This is a genomic window from Methylobacterium sp. OAE515 (assembly GCF_041806315.1).
GTDB lineage: Bacteria > Pseudomonadota > Alphaproteobacteria > Rhizobiales > Beijerinckiaceae > Methylobacterium > Methylobacterium tardum.
Genome location: NZ_JBGMUV010000001.1, coordinates 2,033,763 through 2,053,308, shown reverse-complemented (window position 1 = coordinate 2,053,308; position 19,546 = coordinate 2,033,763). Strand labels below are relative to the sequence as shown.

Genomic DNA, 19,546 nt, shown 5'->3' with positions numbered 1-19,546 from the left:
GTCGGATGTGCGTTGAGCGTCAGAGAACCTCGACGCGGGTGCCGACGGGGACGCGGTCGTACAGATCGATGACGTCCTCGTTCATCATCCGGATGCAGCCGGATGAGACCGACTGGCCGATGGTGTTGGGCTCGTTGGTTCCATGGATGCGGTAGAGCGAGGAGCCGAGATAGAGCGCCCGCGCACCGAGCGGGTTCTCGGGGCCGCCCGCCATGTGGCGCGGCAGATCGGGGCGGCGGGCCAGCATCTCGGACGGCGGCGTCCAATCCGGCCACTCGGCCTTGCGGCTGACGGTCTTGAGCCCGGACCAGGCGAAGCCGGGACGACCGACGCCGATGCCGTAGCGGAGCGCCCGCTGTCCGGCCTGAACGAGGTACAGGTGCTTGCCGGAAGTGTCGATCACGACCGTCCCCGGTCTCTGCGTTCCGGTGAACGGGACCTCCTGGCGCTGGTATTCCGGCGCGACCGCGCGGGCGATACGGCTCGGATCCGGCTGGGGCGCGCCATAGTAGGGTCCGGCAGCGGCGGTACCCGCAGGGGCGGCTCCGTACGGCCGGGGCGGCACCGCATAGGCCTGGGCCTCCGGCTCGGCCGGCAGCAGCTCGCCGGAATAGGCCGCGACGCGCTGCGGGGCTACGACGGGTTGGGGAGCCCGGATTTGTTGCGGGTTGGCGTAGCGCTGGGGCAAGCTCCGGCCGCCGCTCCCGGCGCTGCCGGTCATCAGATACTCGATGAGGCCGCCGCCGTAATTGCTCCCGTTACCGCTTTCCGCGTAGCGCGCCTGCTGTGCGTGGGCGGGCACGCACCACGCAAGGGCGGCCACGCTCGCCCACACACCGAGATGGACTGATCCCCGCATCGTCGCACGCTCCCGCACCGGGGCTGCACATCCCCGTCGCGCGAATAGTCCCGCCCGAAATCCGCGAATCAGGTGAATGAGCGTGGTGAATCGAGTGCCGGCTCGGCGCTGTCCCACGATCCGGCGACGATACCGTGAATCAGCGGTAAAGCATCGCTGCCGCGGCCCGGAAAACGTCGGGCGCGGCCGAGAACGCGGCAAATGCGCGATCGAAGCGTGGCAGTCACAGTCCGCTAACTGATGTGTTAGACACTTATCGCGACCGAACCCGAACGCCTACGCCCGGACGATGACCCAGAAGCGCTATCGCATCGAAGACGCCCTTGGGCTTCCCGGGGCTCCCCCGCCGGCGTCGAGCACGCCCGCTTCTGGGGAGCGCCTCGAAGACATCTTCAACGCTATCCAGGACCTGCGCCGCGTCACTCAGATGAGCGCGAGCGAGACGATCGAGTCCTGCCGCCGCGAGCTGCACGAAGCGCTCGCGATGCGCACCGAACTCGACATCATGAAGGATGCGATCACGCGGACAAAGGGTGAGCTTGCAACGCTGCACCGGACCGAGAACACGGGCAAGGGCATGCGCCGGGCAGCCGACGAGCTCGATGCCGTGGTCGACTCGACCGAGCGCGCCACGACGCAGCTCCTCGGGGCGGTCGAAGAGATCGAGAGCCACGCCGGCATGCTCAATGCCGCGACCCTGCCGCCCGGCATGAAGCCGCACGTCGACGTGATCCTCGAGCGTGTCATCACCGCTTACGAGGCCTGCAACTTCCAGGATCTGACCGGCCAGCGGATCACCAAGATCGTCGGCGTGATGAAGTTCATCGAGGAGCACCTCGACCGGCTGATCGCAACCTGGTCGGAACTCGACAGCTTCAAGGAACTCATCACCGTCATGCCTGTGCCGACGGCGCTGGACGACGAGAGCTCGCTGCTCAACGGGCCGAAGCTCGATCATGATCCGGGTCACGTCGATCAGAGCGACATCGACTCGCTCTTCGACTGATCCGTCTGCGGGCCGGCGGCGCACGATTTTTGTTCGCCGCCCTGTCCCCCTCGGCGGCAGGAACGCTTAGATCTGCGGTATGAGCCGCAGAGCCCTTACCGACCTGCCCCCCGACACCTTCGACGACGGCCGCGATGCCGAGCGGGATGAGAGCGCCGACGAGGCCGGACTGGCCGCCGACGCCTCGCCGGAGATCGACTTCGACTTCGAGCCGGGCGCGGTCCAGGCCGGCACCGAGGTGATCCGGCGCTTCTGGTCGACGCTGCCGTCCTCCCCCGGCGTCTACCGGATGTTCGACCATCGCGGCGACGTCCTCTACGTCGGCAAGGCCAAGAACCTGAAGGCCCGCGTCGGCTCCTATGCCCGCGGCCAGGCGCATTCGAACCGCATCGCCCGGATGATCTCGCAGACGGCGGCGATGGAGTTCGTCACCACTGCCACCGAGACCGAGGCGCTGCTCCTCGAAGCCAACCTGATCAAGCAGCTGAAGCCCCGCTTCAACGTGCTGATGCGGGACGACAAGTCGTTCCCCTACATCCTGGTCACCGACGACGGCCCGGCTCCGCAGATCGTCAAGCACCGCGGCGCGAGGCGCCGGAAGGGCAGCTATTACGGGCCCTTCGCCAGCGTGTGGGCGGTCAACAGGACGGTCAACGCCCTGCAGCGCGCCTTCCTGCTGCGCACCTGCACCGACAGCTACTACGAGAACCGCACCCGGCCCTGCCTGCTCTACCAGATCAAGCGCTGCTCCGGCCCGTGCACGGGCGAGATCGCGCTTGAGGACTACGCGGCCATGGCGGATTCGGCGCGCGCGTTCCTGGCGGGCAAGTCCAACGCCGTGAAGGATCGGATGCGCGGCGAGATGCAGGAAGCGTCCGAGGCCATGGAATTCGAGCGCGCCGCCCGCTTCCGCGACCGGATCGCCGCGCTCTCGGCGATCCAGGGCGTGCAGGGCGTCAACACGCAGGGCGTCGAGGAGGCCGACGTGTTCGCCCTCGACGAGCAGGCCGGTCAGTTCTGCATCGAGGTGTTCTTCTTCCGCAACTTCCAGAACTGGGGCAACCGCGCCTACTTCCCGAAGGCGGATCGGACGATGACGCCCGACGAGGTGCTGGGCTCGTTCATCGGCCAATTCTACGACGACAAGCCGGCGCCCCGGACGGTGCTCACGAGCCACGCCATCGAGGACGCGGAGCTGGTCGCCGCCGCCCTGTCGAGCCGGGTGGAGTACCGCGTCGAGCTGCACCGCCCGAGCCGCGGCGAGCGCAAGAACCTCGTTGACTACGCCCAACGCAACGCCAAGGAAGCCCTGGCCCGGCGGCTCGCCGACACGGCCTCGCAGGGCAAGCTGCTCGTGGCCCTGGGACAGGCCTTCGGGCTCGACCGTGCGCCGCGGCGGATCGAGGTCTACGACAACTCGCACATCATGGGCACGAACGCCGTCGGCGGGATGATCGTCGCGGGCCCCACGGGCTTCATGAAGACGCATTACCGCACGTTCAACATCAAGTCCGAGGATCTCACGCCCGGCGACGATTACGGCATGATGCGCGAGGTGCTGCAGCGGCGGTTCAAGCGGCTCGTGAAGGAGGCGCCGCGCACCGAGCGCGAGGTCGCCCTGGCGGCGGCCGAAGGCGGCGTGCAGGAGCCGGTGCCGGTCCCAGCCGAGGAGAGCGAGACCTTCCCGGCCTGGCCCGACCTCGTGCTCATCGACGGCGGCAAGGGCCAGCTCGACGCGGCCCGGGCGGCGCTCGACGAGGTCGGCGTCACGGGCGTGCCGCTTATCGGCGTCGCCAAGGGACGCGACCGCGACGCCGGGCGCGAGACGTTTTTCGTACCCGGCCGGCCGCCTTTCAAGCTTCCGCCGCGCGATCCGACGCTCTACTTCGTGCAGCGACTCCGCGACGAGGCTCACCGCTTCGCCATCGGCAGCCACCGGGCCAAGCGCAAGCGAGAGATGGTGAAGAATCCCCTGGACGAGATCGCCGGCATCGGCCCCAGCCGCAAGCGCGCGCTGCTCCACCATTTCGGGACCGTGAAGGCGATCGAGCGCGCCGCCTTCGAGGACCTGGCCAAGACACCGGGCGTCAACGCCGCGACCGCACGGGCGGTCTACGACTTCTTCCATGCCGGCGCCTGAGAACCCCGCCGTCATGACCGAACCGGGTCCTAAGGCGTTGACGCCCGCGCCGGGCTCTGATTTCACCCCGGCGATGAACGCCGTCCTTCCCCGACGACGGTCGCCGGCCTGGACGCTCGCGAATTGCCTGACCTACGGGCGCCTCGTTGCCGTGCCGGTGATGGTCGCGCTGCTGTTCTGGCCCGAGTCCCACACGGCGCGGTGGACGGCGCTCGGCGTGTTCGTCGCGGCCGCGATCACCGACTACCTCGACGGTTATGTCGCGCGGACCTACGACCAGAGTTCCGCGCTCGGCCGGATGCTCGATCCGATCGCCGACAAGCTGCTCGTCTCCGCTTGCCTGCTGATGTTGACGGCGGACCACACCATCATCGGCTCGAATATCTGGGCTGCGATCGTGATTCTGTGCCGCGAGGTCCTGGTGTCCGGCCTGCGGGAGTATCTGGCCGAGCTGAAGGTCGGCGTGCCGGTGAGCCGGATCGCCAAATGGAAGACGACGGTGCAACTGCTGTCGCTGGGCTTCCTGGTGGCCGGACCTGCGGGCGAAACGGTGTTGCCGGGCACGGAATCGATCGGCCTGACGCTGCTGTGGCTTGCCGCCGCCCTGACGCTGTGGACCGGCTGGGACTACATGCGGGCGGGGATCAAGCACGTCATCGACGACCCGCGCTGATGACGCGGCGCGCGGGCGGCTCGGTCCCAGGCCTCTGTTCGGCGGTGTTGCCATGAAGCTCGTCTATTTCGCCTGGGTCCGGGAGCGGATCGGCCGCCCCGAGGAGGAGCTGGCCCCGCCACCGGAGGTCGCCACCGTGACGGATCTCGTCGCGTGGCTGCGCGGGCGGGGCGAGGAGTACGCCTACGCCTTCGAGGATCCGGGCGTGGTGCGCGCCGCCATCGATCGCGCCCATGCCAAGCCCGACGCCTCGATTGTCGGCGCTCGGGAGATCGCCTTCTTCCCGCCGATGACCGGTGGCTGAGGGGCGCCGCGCACGTAGTCGACCCAGCTTGAACCGGTCACGATTCCGGCGTCTCTAACGCCGTCGCTCCGGCTGTGCTTCATGCCGAACGGCGCGCGTTCCGAGCCAAGTTCGTTTACGGGCTCGGCCCGCCTCAAGACTGCGTTGGCTGCGGAACGCCCAAGCTGGGCCGGCCGTTACCGGGGACCAATATCGGTTACCGGAGTCCGAGAATGCGCAAGACCCTGCTCGCCACCGCTGCCCTGTTGAGCCTCTGCGCCGCCGCGCAGGCGCAGACCACCGTCATCGAGCGTGACCGGCCGGCGGTCGTCGTCGATCGTCCGGCCTCCGAGTCGAAGTCCGTGACCGTCCACGAACACGGCGACGGCTGCGTCACCAAGACGGTGCGCAAGGAGAACGACATGGGCGATTCCAAGACCGTGAAGAAGGAGTCGTGCGACTGAGGCACGGCCCTGCGCGGTCGGGCCTCTCCACAGGTCCGGCCGCGAACGCCTCGTCCGCACAGGCGGATGGTGATCGCGGGTGACGGCGGCCCGCCCTCACCGCCAGCCGGCATCCACGAAGTAGCCGTGGCCGGTACACATCCGGGCGTCGTCCGAGGCCAGGAACAGAACCAGGGCCGCGACATCGGCCGGCTGGATCCGGCCGTCGAGGCATTGGGCCGCGACGATCCCGGCTTCCCCCTCCGCCGTGTACCACTTCTCCTGCCGCGGGGTCTGGACGTTCCCCGGCACGATCGCCGCTACTCGGATGCCGTCGCGGCCGAGATCGCGGGCGAGCGCGCGGGTCATGCCCTCGATCGCGGCCTTTGCGGTCTGGTAGAGCGGCATGTCGGGCAATCCGAGATGCCAGCTGATCGAGCCGAAATTCAGGATTACACCCCCGCCGGCCCGCCGCATCGCCGGCACCGCTGCCTGGGCGGCGAAGAACAGATGGCGCAGGTTCACCGCCATGCGGTCGTCCCAGTAGGCCGGCGTCACGTCATCGAGCTTGTGACGGTCGTCGTTGCCGGCGTTGTTGACCAGCACGTCGAGGCCGCCCAGCACCGTCTCGGCCTCGGTCACGAGACCCCGGATAGCCTCGACATCAGTCAGGTCACAGCGTCGGTAGAGTGGCGCGTACGCTGCGCCGGGAGAGAGCCTCGCGATCAAGGCCTGCGCCGCGGCGTCGGCGATATCGCAGAAGAGAACGCGCGCGCCCTGCAGCACGAAGGCTTCGACCAGACCGGCGCCGATCCCGGACGCGCCCCCGGTCACCATCACAAGCTTGCCCTGCAGGCTCGGATAGATCGCGCGATTCCCAGGCGTTGACGACATCGGACGACCCTCCTCGATCGCGAGCACCTCCGCGCCCGAATTGTCGGAGTTTTACCCGCGTGCCGACGCGCCGCAACGCTCCGGCAGGCGTCGTGGATTCGCGAAACGTTAAGAGTTGCCGAATGAGATCGCTGCGTCTTCTAGAAAGGAAAACGCCGTGCCTCTGCGCCTGGAACTCAAGCCGTTCGAGCGGCTCATCATCAACGGTGCCCTGATCCGCAACGGGGACAGGCGGTCCGCGTTCCTGATCGAGACCCAATGCAAGTTCCTGCGGGAAAGCGAGATCATCACGGAGAGCGAGGCCGATACGGCCTGCAAGCAGCTCCACCTGACGCTGACCGTCATCTACCTCGCCGATGACCCCGCACAGGGGATCGACCTGTTCTTCCGCCAGGCGACCGACCTCATCCGCCTGGTTCCGGCGGCCGCCCAGCAGATTGCCGCCATCGCCGAACTCGTCGAGGCCGGCGAGTATTACCGCGCGCTCAAGCTCGGCCGAAAGCTCGTCGAGTGGGAGAGCGCGATCTCGTTGGAGGCTCCGGCGGCGCCTTGAGCGCGCCGCGCCTCAGCCCGGATTGCCCTGCAGACCGGCGGCGAGCTGGTTGTTGATCGAGACCAGCGTCGCGATCTTCTCGGAGGTCGGCTCGATCATCGTGTCGACACAGCTGCGCAGCACGAAGACACCGAGACGGGCGACACCCTGCTTCACGTCGGCCGGAAGCGGGTTCTCGTCGGCCGTCGCCTCGGAGCTGAGCAGCGTCCAGATCCGCTGGTTGAACGAAAGCGCTTCGTTCAGCGACCGGACCTCCCCGGAGGCGAGCCCATGCTCCGCGCTGATGAGGCGTTGCGCCGCCTTCAGCAGCAGAGCGGACTCGGCCTCACGGGGCGACAGAGCGCTGCGCGCGGTTCTGGCATAGGCATTGGCGGCAGTGTTCATCAGCAGTCCCCTCCCGGCATCGGACTCACCTGCGCGGCAGGCTTGCGCGTAGCTGTCGCAGAACAGGAGTTAAGACGGCGTGAGCGTCAGATCCGCCATGATACTGCCGGGTTGGACAACGACCACGGTTTGTGGCTCGAAGGAATCCGCCGCCGGACCCCCTCACCAATGCTGAATTTCTGTCTCGGAACTGTTGCTGGCGGCCTGATCGCCTGCGTTCTGACCATCGCGGCGGCACGTCAACCGGAGATTCAGGCGCGACTCGGCCTGAAACCGACCCTGCCGCCGATGGCTCTGGCGGCGCTTCCGAAGCCGCCGGAGCCGGATTGCGTCCGGCGCCCCGATGCGGCTCCGAAGATCGGCGCGCAGGATATGCTCTTCAACCGTCAGAGATTCTGGTCGGTTTCGCCCTGATCAGAAGGTGCCGATCAGGACGAGCAGCATGGTCGTCGCGACCGTGGTGCTGACGAAGCCGCAGAGCGCGGCGGCGAAGGACGGACCGGTGCGGACAGCGGTCGCGGAGTCGACATCGTTCGAGAGCGTGGTGGCGGGGGTCATCGGCACAGAACCTTCTGGGCGACGTGAGTCGCGCATGTCAGGATGATGCTGCTGGCGTGGCGCGGCCGAGGTGCCGGCGCGCACCCGATCAGTCGCAGCGGTTGATTTTCTTGGCGATCCGCAAGCCCCGAAGCTCACTGCGCAGATCGATCGCCACGACACCCTCGCCGCATCGCTCGAACGCATCGCGGGCATCGTCGTAACGGTCGCCAACCTCATCGAGCGTGTCGCAGACACGATCGTGGTTGCCCAGCCGCACTTCCTGGCGCGCCTGAAAGCGCAGGGCATTCGCCTCATCGACCTTGCGCTGAGCCTCTAGGCACGCCGGCAGAGCCAGCGCCGAGGAGGTCATGACGAGGCCGGCCAGAACACTGGCGAGGCATCGGGACAGAGTGGCCGAACTGGCACTCACGGGAACACTCACACACTGGATGTGATGGCAGACCTTGGTTCGGTCCGCCGGGTTTCTCGGGGCGGCTCGCGTCCTCCCCATCTCTGTCCGCTCAAACGGTGAAGCTGACATGAAGGTTCCGGTCTGTGGTCAGCTCTTCCGGCGCAGGCGAGAGGTGAGGATTGCGGGCAACGCCACGGGGGCCGGCCCCATCGGATCGACCCCGACATCGTATTGCTTGGGCATCGGCTTGAGCTTGCCGTGGCTGTGCCCGTGTAGATTGAGTGCGCCCCGGCTCATGCCATTCCAGGTGCGAAATGCGTAGTGACAGAGCACCACCATCCGGCCCTCGACCGCGAATTCCGCATAGTGGCGTACCGAGGCCCAGCCGGGTGCCGTCAGGGTCTCGGGACCGTCGTTGTTGCCGATGATCAGGTGCTTCTCGCCGTTGAGCTCGTCGAGGATCTCGCGGATCCGCGCCCCGGTCGGACCGAGGGCGAAGTCGCCGAGATGCCAGACGATGTCGGTGGGCGTCACGGCCGCGTTCCAGGCCGCGATCAGGCCGGCATCGTGGGCGGCCAGATCGGGATAGGGACGGTGGTCGAAGCGCAGGGCCCGCTGATCCCCGAAATGCGTGTCCCCCGTGAAGAAGGTCGTCACCCGTCGCTCCACCTTGAGCCCGCCGCCTCGCCGCGAAGCGCGCCGGCAGCGGCGTTGTTCCATCGGAACCGTGACCCACCGGCGCGTTGACGCCATCGGCCACAGGCGCGAAGCGTGGCATCCGGTGCGATCGTGGGAGGGCGCGGACATGCTGGGCACGGTCGGATTCGCCTTCCTGGCCGGCCTGCTGTCGGTGCTCTCGCCCTGCGTCTTGCCGCTTGTGCCGATCGTGCTCGGGACCGCGGCGTCGGAGCATCGGCTCGGTCCGGTCGCCCTTGCGAGTGGGCTCGCCATCGCCTTCACGGCCATCGGCCTGTTCGTGGCGACAATCGGTTTCGCCATCGGGCTCGACGGGGACGTGTTCCGGAGCGCCGGCGCAATCCTGCTGGTGGTCCTCGGCGTGGTCCTCATGCTGCCCCGCCTCCAGGCCCAGGTCGCGACCGCGGCGGGGCCGGTGGGAGCCTGGGCCGAGGAGCGCTTCGCCGGAATCGGGACCGGCGGTCTGTCCGGCCAGTTCGCCGTCGGCGTCCTGCTCGGAGCGGCCTGGAGCCCCTGCGTGGGCCCGACCCTCGGAGCGGCCTCGCTGATGGCGTCGCGGGGCGAGCACCTCTGGAGCGTGGCCCTCACGATGTTGGCCTTCGGGATCGGCGCGGCCGCGCCGCTGATGCTTCTCGGTCTCGTCTCCCGTCAGGCGCTGATGCGCTGGCGCGGCGGGCTGGCGGCCGCCGGCCGGGCCGCGAAGGCGGCCATGGGCGCCGTCATGGTCCTGCTCGGCCTGCTGCTCCTGACGGGGCTGGACAAGCGCGTCGAGGCTGCGGCCGTCGCGGCCTCGCCGGACTGGCTGAACACGATCACGACGCGCTACTGACAGCCGGCGCCAGCGCCCGCAGCGGAGATCAGCGATGACCGAGCCTCCCCGTCTGACCAGTCTCGCGCATGGTGGCGGCTGTGGTTGTAAGCTCGATCCCGCTGTCCTGCGCCAACTCCTCGCCCAGCAGCCCGCCGCCGGCCCGTTCGAACGCCTGCTCGTCGGCAACGAGACCTCCGATGATGCCGCGGTCTGGGAGCTGGACGACGGCACCTGCGTCATCGCCACCACCGACTTCTTCACCCCGATGGTCGACGATGCCGTCGATTTCGGCCGGATCGCCGCCACGAACGCGATCTCGGATGTCTATGCCATGGGCGGCCGTCCCATCCTGGCTCTGGCGATCCTGGGCATGCCGGTGGGCAAGATCGATCCCGAGGTGGTCGCGCGGATCCTGCAAGGCGGCGCGGCCACCTGCGCCGAGGCCGGCATACCGGTGGCGGGCGGGCACTCGATCGACACGCCCGAGCCGATCTACGGGCTCGCAGTGATCGGAACCTGCCGCCGGGAGGCGGTGCGGCGCAACGCCGATGCGCTGCCCGGGGACGCCGTGATCCTGACCAAGGCGCTCGGGGTCGGCGTCTACTCGGCGGCGATCAAGCGGTCGGCCTTGGACGAGGCCGGCTACCGTGATTTCGTCGCCACGACCACGCTGCTCAACCGGGTCGGGGCGGATCTCGCCGCCGAGCCCGCCGTGCACGCCCTCACCGACGTGACCGGCTTCGGCATCCTCGGACATGGGCTGGAACTCGCCCGCGGCGCCGGGCTGACGCTTGTCCTGGAGGCCGATGCCCTGCCGCTGCTGCCGCGGGCGGATGCGCTGGCGCGCGGCGGCTTCGTCACCGGGGCCTCGCATCGCAACTGGGCCGCGTTCGGCGAGGCGGTCGACCTGCCGGCGGGGTTTCCCGAATGGCGCCGCCACCTCTTGACCGACCCGCAGACCTCCGGCGGATTGCTGGTGACCTGCGCGGCCGAGCGGGCGGATGCGATCCTCGCGCGCATCCACGCCGCCGGCTACCCGGCAGCGGCCCGGATCGGCCGGGTCGAGACGGGGCCGCCCCGGATCCGTGTTGACAGCTGAGGACGCGGCGTCGCCGGGGAGGCAATCTTCAACAATCGCGTTCAGGCTCTCGCCCCGCCGAGTGCAAGAGCTGCCGCCAAACCCGCTGTGACCGACACCTCAATCCTGCCGCCACCCCCGCACGGCATCGCCGGCTGGCCGTTCGGGACCGCCGCCGGCGGCCTCGCGCGTCCCGCGTCCTTGCCCGACGGGTGGCCGTGGCCGCGCATCCGCGTCATCACGGTCACGCGGCACGGGGTCGATCCGACCGGGTCCGTGGCGTCGGTCCTGCGCCAGGAATACTCGGATTTCCGGCACGACCTCCTGCCGCCCGGCTCCGGCCGCGCCGCGGTCGAGCGGATGCTGGACGACCCGACCATCGACCACCTGCTCTGGCTCGGCGCGGGCGATCTCCTCGCCCCGGGCGCCCTCACGGCCCTAGCGCTCGAAGCCGCGCTCAGGGGCGCCGCCGCGGTCGCGGGCCTGCGCGTTCTGTACGACGACGCCGTCCGTGCTCTCGATGCGCCGGCCGCCATGGTGGAGCCGGGTAACGGCGCGTTTGCGGGTAGCGCAATCCTGTGGGCGCGGAACGCGCTGTCCACGCACGCCCTCCTCGATGCCGATGGCGCGCTGCAGGCCGCCGCGGCCTGGTCGGCGCTCGGCGAGGCTCGGCGAGCCATCATCGGACGCCCCGTGCTTCTGCACGGCCTCGCGGCGGCGCCGATCCAGGGGGACGACCTGTCGATCGTCTCGCTTACCGGCACGGGCACCCAGGGCGGCGCCGGCGTAGCGCAGCGGCGGTTGGCCGACGCTCTTCTGCTCGCGGGCCACCGCGTGACCGAAGTCGCGTTGAGCATTCGCCCCGAGGCCGCCGAGTGGACCGACACGTTCCCGCAAGCCGAGGCGGCGGTCGCGGCGGCAGCTCCCGATCTGGTGCTCGCCGGCAACCTGCACGGGGCGACTCGCAGCCTCGACGTCGTCGGACGCCTCGCCCGGCGGGGACCGGTCGGCCTCGTCCTGCACGACCTGTTCCCGCTCACAGGCCGCTGCAGCCATCCCCGCGATTGCGGCCGCGCCCTCGCCGGCTGCGACGCCGCCTGCCCGACACCGGACGAGTACCCGCAGCTCGCCCCGGACCGGATCGCCGGCATGCATGTCCGCAAGCGCGCGGTGCTTGCCGGCCCCGCAGGCCCGTGGCTGCTCGCGAATTCCGACTGGACGCTGGCGCGCGCCCGGGATCTCGCGCCGCCTGGCGCGATCGCGGAGCGGATCCGCCTGGCCTTCCCGACCGCCGTGTTCCGGCCGGGCGATCGCGCCGCCCTTCGCCTTCGGCTCGGTCTGCCGCCCGGCGACGTGCTGATCCTGGTCTCGTCGGTGATCGTCGACGGGCCCGACAAGGGCTTCTCGGACCTGCGTGCCGCGCTTCAGGCCGTGATGCGTCCGGGCGTCGGGGTCGTGGCGATCGGCCGGCTCGACGACCCGAGCAAGCTCGGTGTCCCGAACCTGTTCGCGCCGGGCCTCATCGCCGACGAGGAAACCCTCGCCGCCTGGTACGGGGCCTGCGACGTCCACGTCACGGCGAGCCGCCACGAGACGCTGGGCCAGACGCCGATCGAAGCCGGTCTCTGCGGCGTGCCGACGCTCGCCTACCGCGTGTCCGGCCTGACCTCCTCGGTGATCGACGGCGTCTCGGGCCGCCTCGTCCCGGTGCGGCCCGGCGCCCTGGCGGAGGCCCTGACCGCGCTGGTCGAGGACGGCGACGCACGGGCGCGGCTCGGCGCCTTCGCGCGGATCGCTCTGGAGAGCCGCCACAGCCCGGCCGCGGCCGCCCTGTCCCTGGACGCGGTGTTTCGCCGGCAGGGCCTGCGGGACGCCACGCTGCGCCCGACCTTCGCACCGGCGATGCTCGGCCACTTCCCGTTCGCCGCCGCGCTGCAGAAGGGTGCCGTCGGCACGGTTCCGGCGGCCTCGCCGCCGCTGGTGCGCCGGCTGCGCCGGGCCAAGCAGATGGTGCTGGGCCGCCGGATGCCGCTCTTCGTGCGCCGCTGCCTCTACCTCGCCGGCACGCTGCGACGGAGCGCGCCGTGAGGCGCGGGGACGAGGCCGGAAGACGGCGAATCTATCTCGACGAGACGCATCTGCGCGGACACGTGACCGGGATCGAGCGGATCACGCTCGACCTTTTCGCGCCCGAGACCCTGGCACCGCACGAGGTCCGCCCGGTGACCAGCGGATCGCTGCCCGGCATGATCGCCGCGCAGCAGCTCGGCCTGCCGCTGCGGGCGCTCCGGGACCGGGAGGCCCTGTTCCTGTTTCCCGGCTTTCCGCCCGGACTGCTCTGCGCCGTCGCGGCCGCGCGGTGCCTGCTCTACGTCCACGACACCTTCCTGATCACCCGAACGGCGGATCTGAGCCTGCGCAGCCGCCTCTACATGAGCCCGAGCTTCGCCCTCGCCCTGCGCTGGTGCCCGAACTTGTTCGTCAACAGCCGCACCACCGGCGAGGCCGTGCGCGCCCTCTGCGCGGACCGCGCGCGCGTCGCGCTCCTCCGCCCCGGCGTGCGCGACGCCTTCGGCCTTGGCGACCTGCCCGGTCCGGCCGGCTACGCCGCCGGCCGACCCCTGCGGCTGCTCGCGATCGGCACCATCGAGCCGCGCAAGGACTATCCGGCCGCCCTGGCCCTGACGGCCGCGCTGATCCGCGCCGGCGTGCCGGCCGAACTCCATCTCGTCGGCCGCGTCGGCTGGGGCCGGCACGAATTCCTCGACGGTCCGCCCCCCTTCCTGCATCGCTACGGCTACGTGTCCGATGCCGAGCTGCGCGGGCTCGCGGCCTCGTGCCATCTGTTGATCTCGACATCGAAGGCGGAGGGGCTCGGTCTGCCGCTCCTTGAGGTGCAGCACGGCGGCCTGCCGGTGGTGGCGCCGGATGAACCCGTGTTCCGCGAGGTTCTCGGCGCGTCGGGGCTTCTGATCCGCCCGGATCAACCGGATTCTGCCGCCGCGGCGCTGCTCGGCTGGATCGCGGAAGGCGGTCTGACCCGGGCGATCCAGGCGAGCCGGGCCAACGTGGCACGCTGGAACGCGGCTGCGGCCGAGGATGCGCGGCGCTTCCAAAGTTTTCTGGCCGGCGATCGAACAGCCTACGACACGCCGGAGTCAATTGTCGCACCCAGAGGCGACGCATGACACGGAGTACGTAGTCCCCAACAAAATCAGGGGTTCCCGTGCCCCTCAGCCGTGACACTTACGTTTGTCGCTGTATCGCTTATCTGCGCGTTTCCTGCGTCAGGAACCTGCACCACGGCGAGAGTACTTGTTCGGTATGCTGGTTGCTCGACTGCCGGTGACGAGACCGCCGCAAGCGAGGATCTGTCCCGGATCGGCACGTAGCTGCACCGCGGAGAGACAGGGCGATGGAGGCGGTGACGGGCGGCGTTCTCCGCCCCGGCAGGTCAAGGAGCGAGGCGTATGTTCGACTTCTCGACACGAATGGGCGGTGATCAGCCCGTGCGCATGGTGCTGCCCCAGGTCACGCCTCGGACGGAACCGCGCGTGATCCTGCGGCGCCTGTGGCGGGGAAGCGGCTTCATCGTCCTGGGCGCGCTGTTCATGGTCGCGGTCGCGGTCGCGCTGCTCGGGCTCATCACGCCGCGCTACACATCGAGCATGCAGGTGCTCGTCGATCCGAGCGACCTGCGCGTCGTCGAGAACGACGTGAACGCCCGCCAGCCCCAGGCCGACAGCGGCGTCTCGATCGCCGAGAGCCAAGTGCGGGTCATCCAGTCCGATAACGTGCTGCGCCGGGTCATCGCCAAGCTGCACCTCGATCAGGATGACGAGTTCGTGCTGCCGGACGGCAACAACCCCACCCTGAACTGGATCAAGGGCGCGCTCGGCATGCTGCCGCCGCCGGCGAGCCGGGATCCGGTCAACATCGCCCTCGACACGCTCCAGAACCGGCTCACGGTTCGGCGGGCCGAGCGGACCTTCGTGATCGACGTCGCGGTTCAGTCCCGCGACGCCGAGAAGGCCGCGCGGATCGCCAACGCCATCGGCGACGCCTACTTCGCCGAAGAGGCCGCGGCCCGGACCGACACGGCGCGGCGCGCCTCGGAGGCTCTGGCCGGCCGGCTCGCGAACCTGAAGCGGGATGTCGAGCAGGCCGAAAGCGCGGTGGTTCGCTACCGCGAGGATCACAAGCTCGTGGCCTCCAGCGGCAGGTTGCTGACCGATCAGCAGCTCGGCGACCTGAACCAGCAGCAAGTCACGGCCTCGATCAAGACCGCCGAGGCCAAGTCGCGCCTGGAGCAGGCGCGCAGGATGCGGTCCTCGGATCCCAGCACGGCGCTCCCCGAGATGCTGCAATCGCTGGAGATGCAGGCCCTGCGCCAGCAATACGCTACGCTCTCCCGCAACACCGCCGAACTCGCCACCCGTCTCGGCGAGCGGCACCCGGCGATGGCCGAGCAGTACGCCCAGCAACGTGACCTTCAGCGGCTGATCCAGCGCGAGAAGGAGCGGATCATCGAGACGACCCAGAAAGATTACGACCGCGCCGCCGCCAGCGAGGCGGCGATCCGGGCCAATCTCGACCGGGTCAAGACCGAGACGGTGTCCAGCGACCGGGCCTATGTCGGCCTGCGCGAGCTGGAGCGGACGCTCGATGCCCGCCGCGGCGTGTACGAGGCCTATCTGAAGCGGGCCCGCGAGGCGAGCGAGCAGGAGCGGCTGAACACCACCAACGTGCGGGTGATCTCGGTGGCGATCCCCGCCCGCCAGCGGACTTTCCCGCCCTCGCCCAAGATTGTCCTCCCGGTCGCCCTGGTACTCGGACTGCTTCTCGGCGGCAGCATTGCCCTGGCGCTGGGTGCAGACAGCGACCGCCGACGCAACCAGCGCGCCGCCGCCCGTCCCGCCGCGAGCTTCCGGGCCGCCGATGCGTGAAATTGGGAATGTCGGCTTCGGCCTGGACGCTGCGGACGCGCCCCGTCGCGAGGTCCGCACCGCGCGGCTTCCAGCCTCCCTGGTACCCGGCGCCGTGCAGGCGTGCGCGACCGTGGAGCTGTTCGGCCTGCGCTTTAACACCGGGACCGCCGCCGCGATCGTCGCCGCGGTGGCGGCCCGACAGGACGATGCGCCGCGCATGATCGTGACGGCCAACATCGACCACATCGTCCAGCTCAACGAGAATGCCGGTTTCCGCGGCGCCTATGCCCGGGCCGTCGCCAGGACCCTCGACGGCATGCCGCTGGTCTGGCTGGCGCGGGCGGTGTCTCGTCAGCCGGTGCAGCGGGTCACCGGCCACGACCTCCTGGCCTGCGTCCTCGCCGACCCGCACACCTTCGCCCAGCGCGTCTTCTTCGTGTCCTCGCGCCAGGATGCGGCGGATGTCCTGACCGCCCGCCTGCGGGCGGAGGGTCTGCCGGACGGGGCGGTGGCGAGCGTCGTGCCGCCCTTCGGGTTCGAGAACGACCGCAATTACAGCCGCGCCCTGGCGGAGCGGATCCTAGCGCACGGCACCACGCTGCTGGTCCTGGGCGTCGGGGCTCCGAAATCGGAGATCTGGGTCGACCGGTATGCTTCGGCCGTGGGCAACCCGATGGTGCTCTGCGTCGGCGACGCACTCAACGTCGCGGCCGGATGCCTGAAGCGGGCGCCCAGCGTCATGCAGCGCCTCGGCCTCGAGTGGATCTTCCGGTTCCTTCAGGCGCCGCGCAGGCTGTTCCGCCGGTACTTCATCAAATCCTGGCGCTTCGTCGGCATCGCGGCCCGGGCGTGCCTCCCACACCGGATCGGGTGATCTCAGCCCGCTTCGGTGAACAGGTCCGGTCGTCGCAATTGCAGCGCGAACAGCAGCACCAGCGACTTCATGTCGGTGAGGGCGCCGCGCCGACCCATCGCGGCCAGTTCCGGGAGCGGGATCTCGTGCACGGCGACGGCCTCGCTCTCCGAAGCCAAGCCGCCGCCGGCGCCGGTCCGGTCGGCCTCGCGGTAGGCCGCCAGGAACAGGTCCATCCGTTCGGTGGAGATGCCCGGCATCGACCAGGCGCTGGAGACAAAATCGAGCTGCCCGAGGCGTAAGCCCGTCTCTTCCATGGCCTCGCGCCGCGCCTCGTCCTCCGGCAAGCCCTCGTCGAGGAGGCCGGCCGGCACCTCGAGGTGGCTCGACGGGCCGCTGGCGTAGAGCACCGGAGCCCGGAACTGCGAGACCAGCGTCGCGACGCGCCGGTCGGGATCGTAGGGCAGCACCGCCACGGCCCGGCCGTGATCCTCGATCTCGCGCGTGATGCGGGTCCCGTCCTCCTGCATCACCTCCGCCACGAGATAGCGCGCCCAACCGTCGTGCACGAGGCGCACGCCCCCGATCCGTGGTGCCATGCCGTTCCCAACCTCATTCCGAGATCCTGACGGATCGTTCAGGAATGCGGCGGCTTCACGGAGGCAGTCATGCGAAAACGCACGGTCTCGCCGAGGCGCTCGGCCGAATCGAGGCGCGCGCCCTCCTCACGCACGAGGTTGGGGATATCGATCATCGCCAGAGGATCGGTGCAGGTCACCGCGAGGGTCTGGCCGGGCTTCAGCGCCCGGAGAGCCTTGCGGGTGCGCAGCACCGGCAGCGGACATTTCAGCCCGCTGAGATCGACCTCGATGCAGTCCGGATCGTCGTTCCGCAAACGGCTGGCTCCCGGAACGGCGCAGAGGCCCGCTCCGGGTCGGTCATAGGGACCCGTGACCGCCGATGCCAGCGGGTGGCCTCACCATTCGTAGTAGCCGAAGGCTGGGCCGTAATAACCGGCCGGTGCGGACCAGACATAGCGCGGGCCGTAATACCCGGTGTCGAACCCGTGGCTCGGCACCGGCGCGTAGGCGACGCCGTAGCCGAATGGGGCCGGGTAGCCGTATTCGCCGTAGTAGCTGTATTGCGGCCGGCCGCGTGCCGTCACCGTACCGGCGATTCGGCCTTCGGGACCATGGTGCCAGCGACCGGCCCCGTTGTACGGGACCGGGTCGGCGGCCCGGCACGGGCCGGCCGCGATCGTCACAGCAGCCATCGCGGCCAGAAAGATGGTTGTCACACGGATCATGGAACGCCCCCCCGGCGAGGCCGAAGCGGGCCTCAGAACGTTCCAATAGCACGTCCGTTCAGGGATTCGCGCCTGGGCCCCTGCATGCTCGGAGCGCGATCAGAACACGCATTCCGAGAAGGCGGCGCGGACGCAGGAGCCCCAGCGTCCCTCGTAATCGGCCAGCAGATCGTCGGCCCGGGTCCGGCCCGCCGCCACGATGGCTTCGAGCGGCTGGAGGTAGATCGTCTCGTCACGCCCTTCGGCGTCGCGGCGGCCCCGCGCGCGCAGACCCGCCCGGGCGATGGCCAGGGCCTCGGCCGCGACCGCACCGAGCGTCGTGTTGGCCACCGGAGTTGCGAGACCGAGCCGCGGCGCCGTGGCTCGCGCGGCCTCGCGGTTCGCGGGGCTCCACCCCTTCACGAGGTCAAGGGCGGCGCCGAGGGCTGATTCGTCGTAGAGCAGTCCGACCCAGAAGGCCGCCTGCGCGGCGATCATGCCGGGATCGCCGACATCGGCGCCGCGCATCTCGAGAAAGCGCTTCAGGCGGACTTCCGGGAAGGCGGTCGAGGCGTGGTTGGCCCAGTCCGAGACCGTCGCGTACTCGCCCGGAAGCTGCGCGAGCTTGCCGGCCATCAGGTCGCGGAACGAGGCACCCGAAACGTCGTGGTAGGTGTCGCCGCGCTTGACGAAGTACATCGGCATGTCGAGCAGCCAGTCGACATAGGCCTCGTAGCCGAACCCCGCCTCGAAGGCGAAGGGCAGCATCCCGGTGCGGTCCGCATCCGTGTCGCGCCAGATCTCCGACCGGCGCGACAGGAAGCCGTTGGGCCGTCCGTCGGTGAAAGGGGAGTTGGCGAAGAGTGCGGTGGCCACCGGCTGCAGCGCCAGCGAGGCGCGCAGCTTGCGCACCATGTCAGCCTCGGAGGCGAAGTCGAGGTTCACCTGCACGGTGGCAGTGCGCAGCATCATGTCGAGGCCGAGCGACCCGACCTTCGGCATATAGCCGGCCATGATCCGGTAGCGGCTCTTGGGCATGACCGGGGTCTCGTCCCGGCGCCATTTGGGGCTCATGCCGAGAGTGAGGAACCCGATACCCAACGGATCCGCGGCCCGCTTCGTGGCCGCCAGATGGGTGGCGAGTTCGGCGGCCGTGGCATGCACGTCGGGGAGCGCCGCGCCGGACAGCTCGAACTGACCGCCAGGCTCGATCGAGATCGCGCCGCCCTCCTCCGCCGACAGGCCGATGATGTTGCCGAGATCGAGGATCGGCTCCCAGCCGGTCTCGCGGCCGAGACCTTCCAGTAGCGCACGAATCCCGCGCTCGCCGTCGTAGGGCACGGGCGCCCGTGTCTCCCGGTAGAACGGGATCTTCTCGTGCTCGGTGCCGATCGCGAAGCGCTCGCGCGGCTTCTCGCCCGCGGCGAACCACTCGATCAGTTCGGCGCGCGCGGTGAGCGGCGTGGTGTCGTTGCTGTCGCGCGCCATGCGCTGCCTGCCCGTGCGTCTGACCTGTGCCTGGGAGAGGGCGCGCCGAACTGCTTCGGCGGGTCCGCCCGGTGCAAACCCCATCTCGCGAATGGGGTTCGGGCTGACACCCGCCCCCGACCCCGATGAGCCCGCGGCGCAGGCGGCGTCCGGTGAGGGACATAGTCGAGCCGCCGGGAACCCACAACGCGGCGGCGCCGACCGGTGCCCCGCTTCACGT

The 19,546-nt window shown here is 69.8% G+C and carries 23 protein-coding genes; 13 read left to right on the top strand and 10 right to left on the bottom strand.

Annotated elements, in window-relative coordinates:
- Positions 1–19: 19 nt before the first annotated feature.
- Positions 20–859 carry a L,D-transpeptidase gene (locus tag ABIE45_RS10090; RefSeq protein ID WP_192706587.1) on the bottom strand — a complete coding sequence of 280 codons (840 nt, stop codon included), beginning with the start codon at positions 857–859 and terminating at the stop codon, positions 20–22.
- A 289-nt stretch (positions 860–1,148) separates the two neighbouring features.
- Here ABIE45_RS10090 and ABIE45_RS10085 point away from each other — a divergent pair, with 289 nt between their 5' ends.
- The 5 genes from ABIE45_RS10085 to ABIE45_RS10065 all read left to right on the top strand — a co-directional run bounded on the left by ABIE45_RS10085 (position 1,149) and on the right by ABIE45_RS10065 (position 5,425).
- Entirely contained in the window at positions 1,149–1,865 is a 717-nt protein-coding gene (locus ABIE45_RS10085) for a protein phosphatase CheZ (RefSeq protein WP_192706586.1), read from the top strand.
- A 79-nt stretch (positions 1,866–1,944) separates the two neighbouring features.
- Complete coding sequence (uvrC, locus tag ABIE45_RS10080) at positions 1,945–4,005, top strand: excinuclease ABC subunit UvrC (RefSeq protein ID WP_192706585.1); 2,061 nt, start codon at positions 1,945–1,947, stop codon at positions 4,003–4,005.
- A 73-nt stretch (positions 4,006–4,078) separates the two neighbouring features.
- The gene (gene pgsA / locus ABIE45_RS10075; RefSeq protein ID WP_192707344.1) at positions 4,079–4,678 is read left to right on the top strand and encodes a CDP-diacylglycerol--glycerol-3-phosphate 3-phosphatidyltransferase; all 600 of its coding nucleotides are present in this window, start codon (positions 4,079–4,081) and stop codon (positions 4,676–4,678) included.
- Between the two features lie 52 nt (positions 4,679–4,730).
- Positions 4,731–4,982 carry a molybdopterin converting factor subunit 1 gene (moaD, locus tag ABIE45_RS10070; RefSeq protein WP_192706584.1) on the top strand — a complete coding sequence of 84 codons (252 nt, stop codon included), beginning with the start codon at positions 4,731–4,733 and terminating at the stop codon, positions 4,980–4,982.
- A gap of 212 nt (positions 4,983–5,194) precedes the next feature.
- Positions 5,195–5,425 carry a hypothetical protein gene (locus ABIE45_RS10065; protein WP_192706583.1) on the top strand — a complete coding sequence of 77 codons (231 nt, stop codon included), beginning with the start codon at positions 5,195–5,197 and terminating at the stop codon, positions 5,423–5,425.
- A 96-nt stretch (positions 5,426–5,521) separates the two neighbouring features.
- Here ABIE45_RS10065 and ABIE45_RS10060 read toward each other — a convergent pair whose 3' ends face one another.
- On the bottom strand, positions 5,522–6,298 hold the full coding sequence (locus ABIE45_RS10060) for an SDR family oxidoreductase (RefSeq protein ID WP_192706582.1): 777 nt from the start codon (positions 6,296–6,298) through the stop codon (positions 5,522–5,524).
- 157 nt (positions 6,299–6,455) lie between these two features.
- Here ABIE45_RS10060 and ABIE45_RS10055 point away from each other — a divergent pair, with 157 nt between their 5' ends.
- On the top strand, positions 6,456–6,851 hold the full coding sequence (locus tag ABIE45_RS10055; RefSeq protein ID WP_192706581.1) for a flagellar biosynthesis repressor FlbT: 396 nt from the start codon (positions 6,456–6,458) through the stop codon (positions 6,849–6,851).
- A 12-nt stretch (positions 6,852–6,863) separates the two neighbouring features.
- Here the strand turns inward: ABIE45_RS10055 and flaF are convergent, their stop codons facing one another.
- On the bottom strand, positions 6,864–7,235 hold the full coding sequence (gene flaF, locus ABIE45_RS10050; RefSeq protein WP_192706580.1) for a flagellar biosynthesis regulator FlaF: 372 nt from the start codon (positions 7,233–7,235) through the stop codon (positions 6,864–6,866).
- A 111-nt stretch (positions 7,236–7,346) separates the two neighbouring features.
- Here flaF and ABIE45_RS10045 point away from each other — a divergent pair, with 111 nt between their 5' ends.
- Positions 7,347–7,649, top strand: coding sequence for a hypothetical protein (locus tag ABIE45_RS10045; RefSeq protein ID WP_373323623.1), 303 nt, complete (start codon positions 7,347–7,349; stop codon positions 7,647–7,649).
- Here the strand turns inward: ABIE45_RS10045 and ABIE45_RS10040 are convergent, their stop codons facing one another.
- The 3 genes from ABIE45_RS10040 to ABIE45_RS10030 all read right to left on the bottom strand — a co-directional run bounded on the left by ABIE45_RS10040 (position 7,650) and on the right by ABIE45_RS10030 (position 8,844).
- On the bottom strand, positions 7,650–7,793 hold the full coding sequence (locus ABIE45_RS10040) for a hypothetical protein (protein WP_192706579.1): 144 nt from the start codon (positions 7,791–7,793) through the stop codon (positions 7,650–7,652).
- A gap of 88 nt (positions 7,794–7,881) precedes the next feature.
- Positions 7,882–8,205: a hypothetical protein gene (locus tag ABIE45_RS10035; protein ID WP_192707342.1), complete on the bottom strand. Its 324-nt coding sequence runs from the start codon at positions 8,203–8,205 to the stop codon at positions 7,882–7,884.
- Between the two features lie 129 nt (positions 8,206–8,334).
- A complete protein-coding gene (locus ABIE45_RS10030; protein WP_192706578.1) occupies positions 8,335–8,844 on the bottom strand; it encodes a metallophosphoesterase in 510 nt (169 codons plus the stop codon).
- A 148-nt stretch (positions 8,845–8,992) separates the two neighbouring features.
- On the opposite strand from ABIE45_RS10030, the gene ABIE45_RS10025 reads away from it, so the two are divergent.
- From ABIE45_RS10025 to ABIE45_RS10000, 6 genes are all read left to right on the top strand, one after another.
- Positions 8,993–9,712, top strand: a complete 720-nt coding sequence (locus ABIE45_RS10025; protein WP_192706577.1) for a cytochrome c biogenesis protein CcdA — start codon at positions 8,993–8,995, stop codon at positions 9,710–9,712.
- Between the two features lie 34 nt (positions 9,713–9,746).
- A complete protein-coding gene (selD, locus tag ABIE45_RS10020; protein ID WP_192706576.1) occupies positions 9,747–10,793 on the top strand; it encodes a selenide, water dikinase SelD in 1,047 nt (348 codons plus the stop codon).
- A gap of 87 nt (positions 10,794–10,880) precedes the next feature.
- Positions 10,881–12,860 carry a glycosyltransferase gene (locus ABIE45_RS10015; RefSeq protein ID WP_192706575.1) on the top strand — a complete coding sequence of 660 codons (1,980 nt, stop codon included), beginning with the start codon at positions 10,881–10,883 and terminating at the stop codon, positions 12,858–12,860.
- A complete protein-coding gene (locus ABIE45_RS10010) occupies positions 12,857–13,960 on the top strand; it encodes a glycosyltransferase (protein ID WP_192706574.1) in 1,104 nt (367 codons plus the stop codon). The genes ABIE45_RS10015 and ABIE45_RS10010 overlap by 4 nt, the downstream gene beginning before the upstream one ends.
- A gap of 282 nt (positions 13,961–14,242) precedes the next feature.
- Positions 14,243–15,718 (top strand): GumC family protein, encoded by a 1,476-nt coding sequence (locus tag ABIE45_RS10005; RefSeq protein ID WP_192706573.1) that lies wholly within the window; start codon positions 14,243–14,245, stop codon positions 15,716–15,718.
- Positions 15,711–16,574 (top strand): WecB/TagA/CpsF family glycosyltransferase, encoded by an 864-nt coding sequence (locus ABIE45_RS10000; protein ID WP_192706572.1) that lies wholly within the window; start codon positions 15,711–15,713, stop codon positions 16,572–16,574. Before ABIE45_RS10005 ends, ABIE45_RS10000 begins: the two co-directional genes overlap by 8 nt.
- 2 nt (positions 16,575–16,576) lie before the next feature.
- Here ABIE45_RS10000 and ABIE45_RS09995 read toward each other — a convergent pair whose 3' ends face one another.
- The 4 genes from ABIE45_RS09995 to ABIE45_RS09980 form a co-directional block, all read right to left on the bottom strand.
- Positions 16,577–17,152 carry an NUDIX hydrolase gene (locus ABIE45_RS09995; RefSeq protein ID WP_192706571.1) on the bottom strand — a complete coding sequence of 192 codons (576 nt, stop codon included), beginning with the start codon at positions 17,150–17,152 and terminating at the stop codon, positions 16,577–16,579.
- A gap of 38 nt (positions 17,153–17,190) precedes the next feature.
- Positions 17,191–17,448, bottom strand: a complete 258-nt coding sequence (locus ABIE45_RS09990) for a sulfurtransferase TusA family protein (protein WP_192706570.1) — start codon at positions 17,446–17,448, stop codon at positions 17,191–17,193.
- A gap of 81 nt (positions 17,449–17,529) precedes the next feature.
- Entirely contained in the window at positions 17,530–17,859 is a 330-nt protein-coding gene (locus ABIE45_RS09985; protein WP_192706569.1) for a hypothetical protein, read from the bottom strand.
- Positions 17,860–17,958: 99 nt separating this feature from the next.
- The gene (locus tag ABIE45_RS09980) at positions 17,959–19,326 is read right to left on the bottom strand and encodes a glutamate--cysteine ligase (RefSeq protein ID WP_192706568.1); all 1,368 of its coding nucleotides are present in this window, start codon (positions 19,324–19,326) and stop codon (positions 17,959–17,961) included.
- Positions 19,327–19,546 lie beyond the last annotated feature (220 nt).

What these genes read in the sequence shown, in the direction of transcription:
- uvrC (WP_192706585.1), top strand. Translation starts at nt 1,945, where the DNA reads ATGAGCCGCAGAGCCCTTACCGACCTGCCCCCCGACACCTTCGACGAC.
- pgsA (WP_192707344.1), top strand. Translation starts at nt 4,079, where the DNA reads ATGAACGCCGTCCTTCCCCGACGACGGTCGCCGGCCTGGACGCTCGCG.
- ABIE45_RS10005 (WP_192706573.1), top strand. Translation starts at nt 14,243, where the DNA reads ATGTTCGACTTCTCGACACGAATGGGCGGTGATCAGCCCGTGCGCATG.
- ABIE45_RS10060 (WP_192706582.1), bottom strand. Translation starts at nt 6,298, where the DNA reads ATGTCGTCAACGCCTGGGAATCGCGCGATCTATCCGAGCCTGCAGGGC.
- ABIE45_RS09980 (WP_192706568.1), bottom strand. Translation starts at nt 19,326, where the DNA reads ATGGCGCGCGACAGCAACGACACCACGCCGCTCACCGCGCGCGCCGAA.
- ABIE45_RS09995 (WP_192706571.1), bottom strand. Translation starts at nt 17,152, where the DNA reads ATGGCACCACGGATCGGGGGCGTGCGCCTCGTGCACGACGGTTGGGCG.
- selD (WP_192706576.1), top strand. Translation starts at nt 9,747, where the DNA reads ATGACCGAGCCTCCCCGTCTGACCAGTCTCGCGCATGGTGGCGGCTGT.
- ABIE45_RS10085 (WP_192706586.1), top strand. Translation starts at nt 1,149, where the DNA reads ATGACCCAGAAGCGCTATCGCATCGAAGACGCCCTTGGGCTTCCCGGG.
- ABIE45_RS10040 (WP_192706579.1), bottom strand. Translation starts at nt 7,793, where the DNA reads ATGACCCCCGCCACCACGCTCTCGAACGATGTCGACTCCGCGACCGCT.
- ABIE45_RS09985 (WP_192706569.1), bottom strand. Translation starts at nt 17,859, where the DNA reads ATGATCCGTGTGACAACCATCTTTCTGGCCGCGATGGCTGCTGTGACG.
- ABIE45_RS10000 (WP_192706572.1), top strand. Translation starts at nt 15,711, where the DNA reads ATGCGTGAAATTGGGAATGTCGGCTTCGGCCTGGACGCTGCGGACGCG.
- ABIE45_RS10090 (WP_192706587.1), bottom strand. Translation starts at nt 859, where the DNA reads ATGCGGGGATCAGTCCATCTCGGTGTGTGGGCGAGCGTGGCCGCCCTT.
- ABIE45_RS10065 (WP_192706583.1), top strand. Translation starts at nt 5,195, where the DNA reads ATGCGCAAGACCCTGCTCGCCACCGCTGCCCTGTTGAGCCTCTGCGCC.
- flaF (WP_192706580.1), bottom strand. Translation starts at nt 7,235, where the DNA reads ATGAACACTGCCGCCAATGCCTATGCCAGAACCGCGCGCAGCGCTCTG.
- ABIE45_RS10025 (WP_192706577.1), top strand. Translation starts at nt 8,993, where the DNA reads ATGCTGGGCACGGTCGGATTCGCCTTCCTGGCCGGCCTGCTGTCGGTG.
- moaD (WP_192706584.1), top strand. Translation starts at nt 4,731, where the DNA reads ATGAAGCTCGTCTATTTCGCCTGGGTCCGGGAGCGGATCGGCCGCCCC.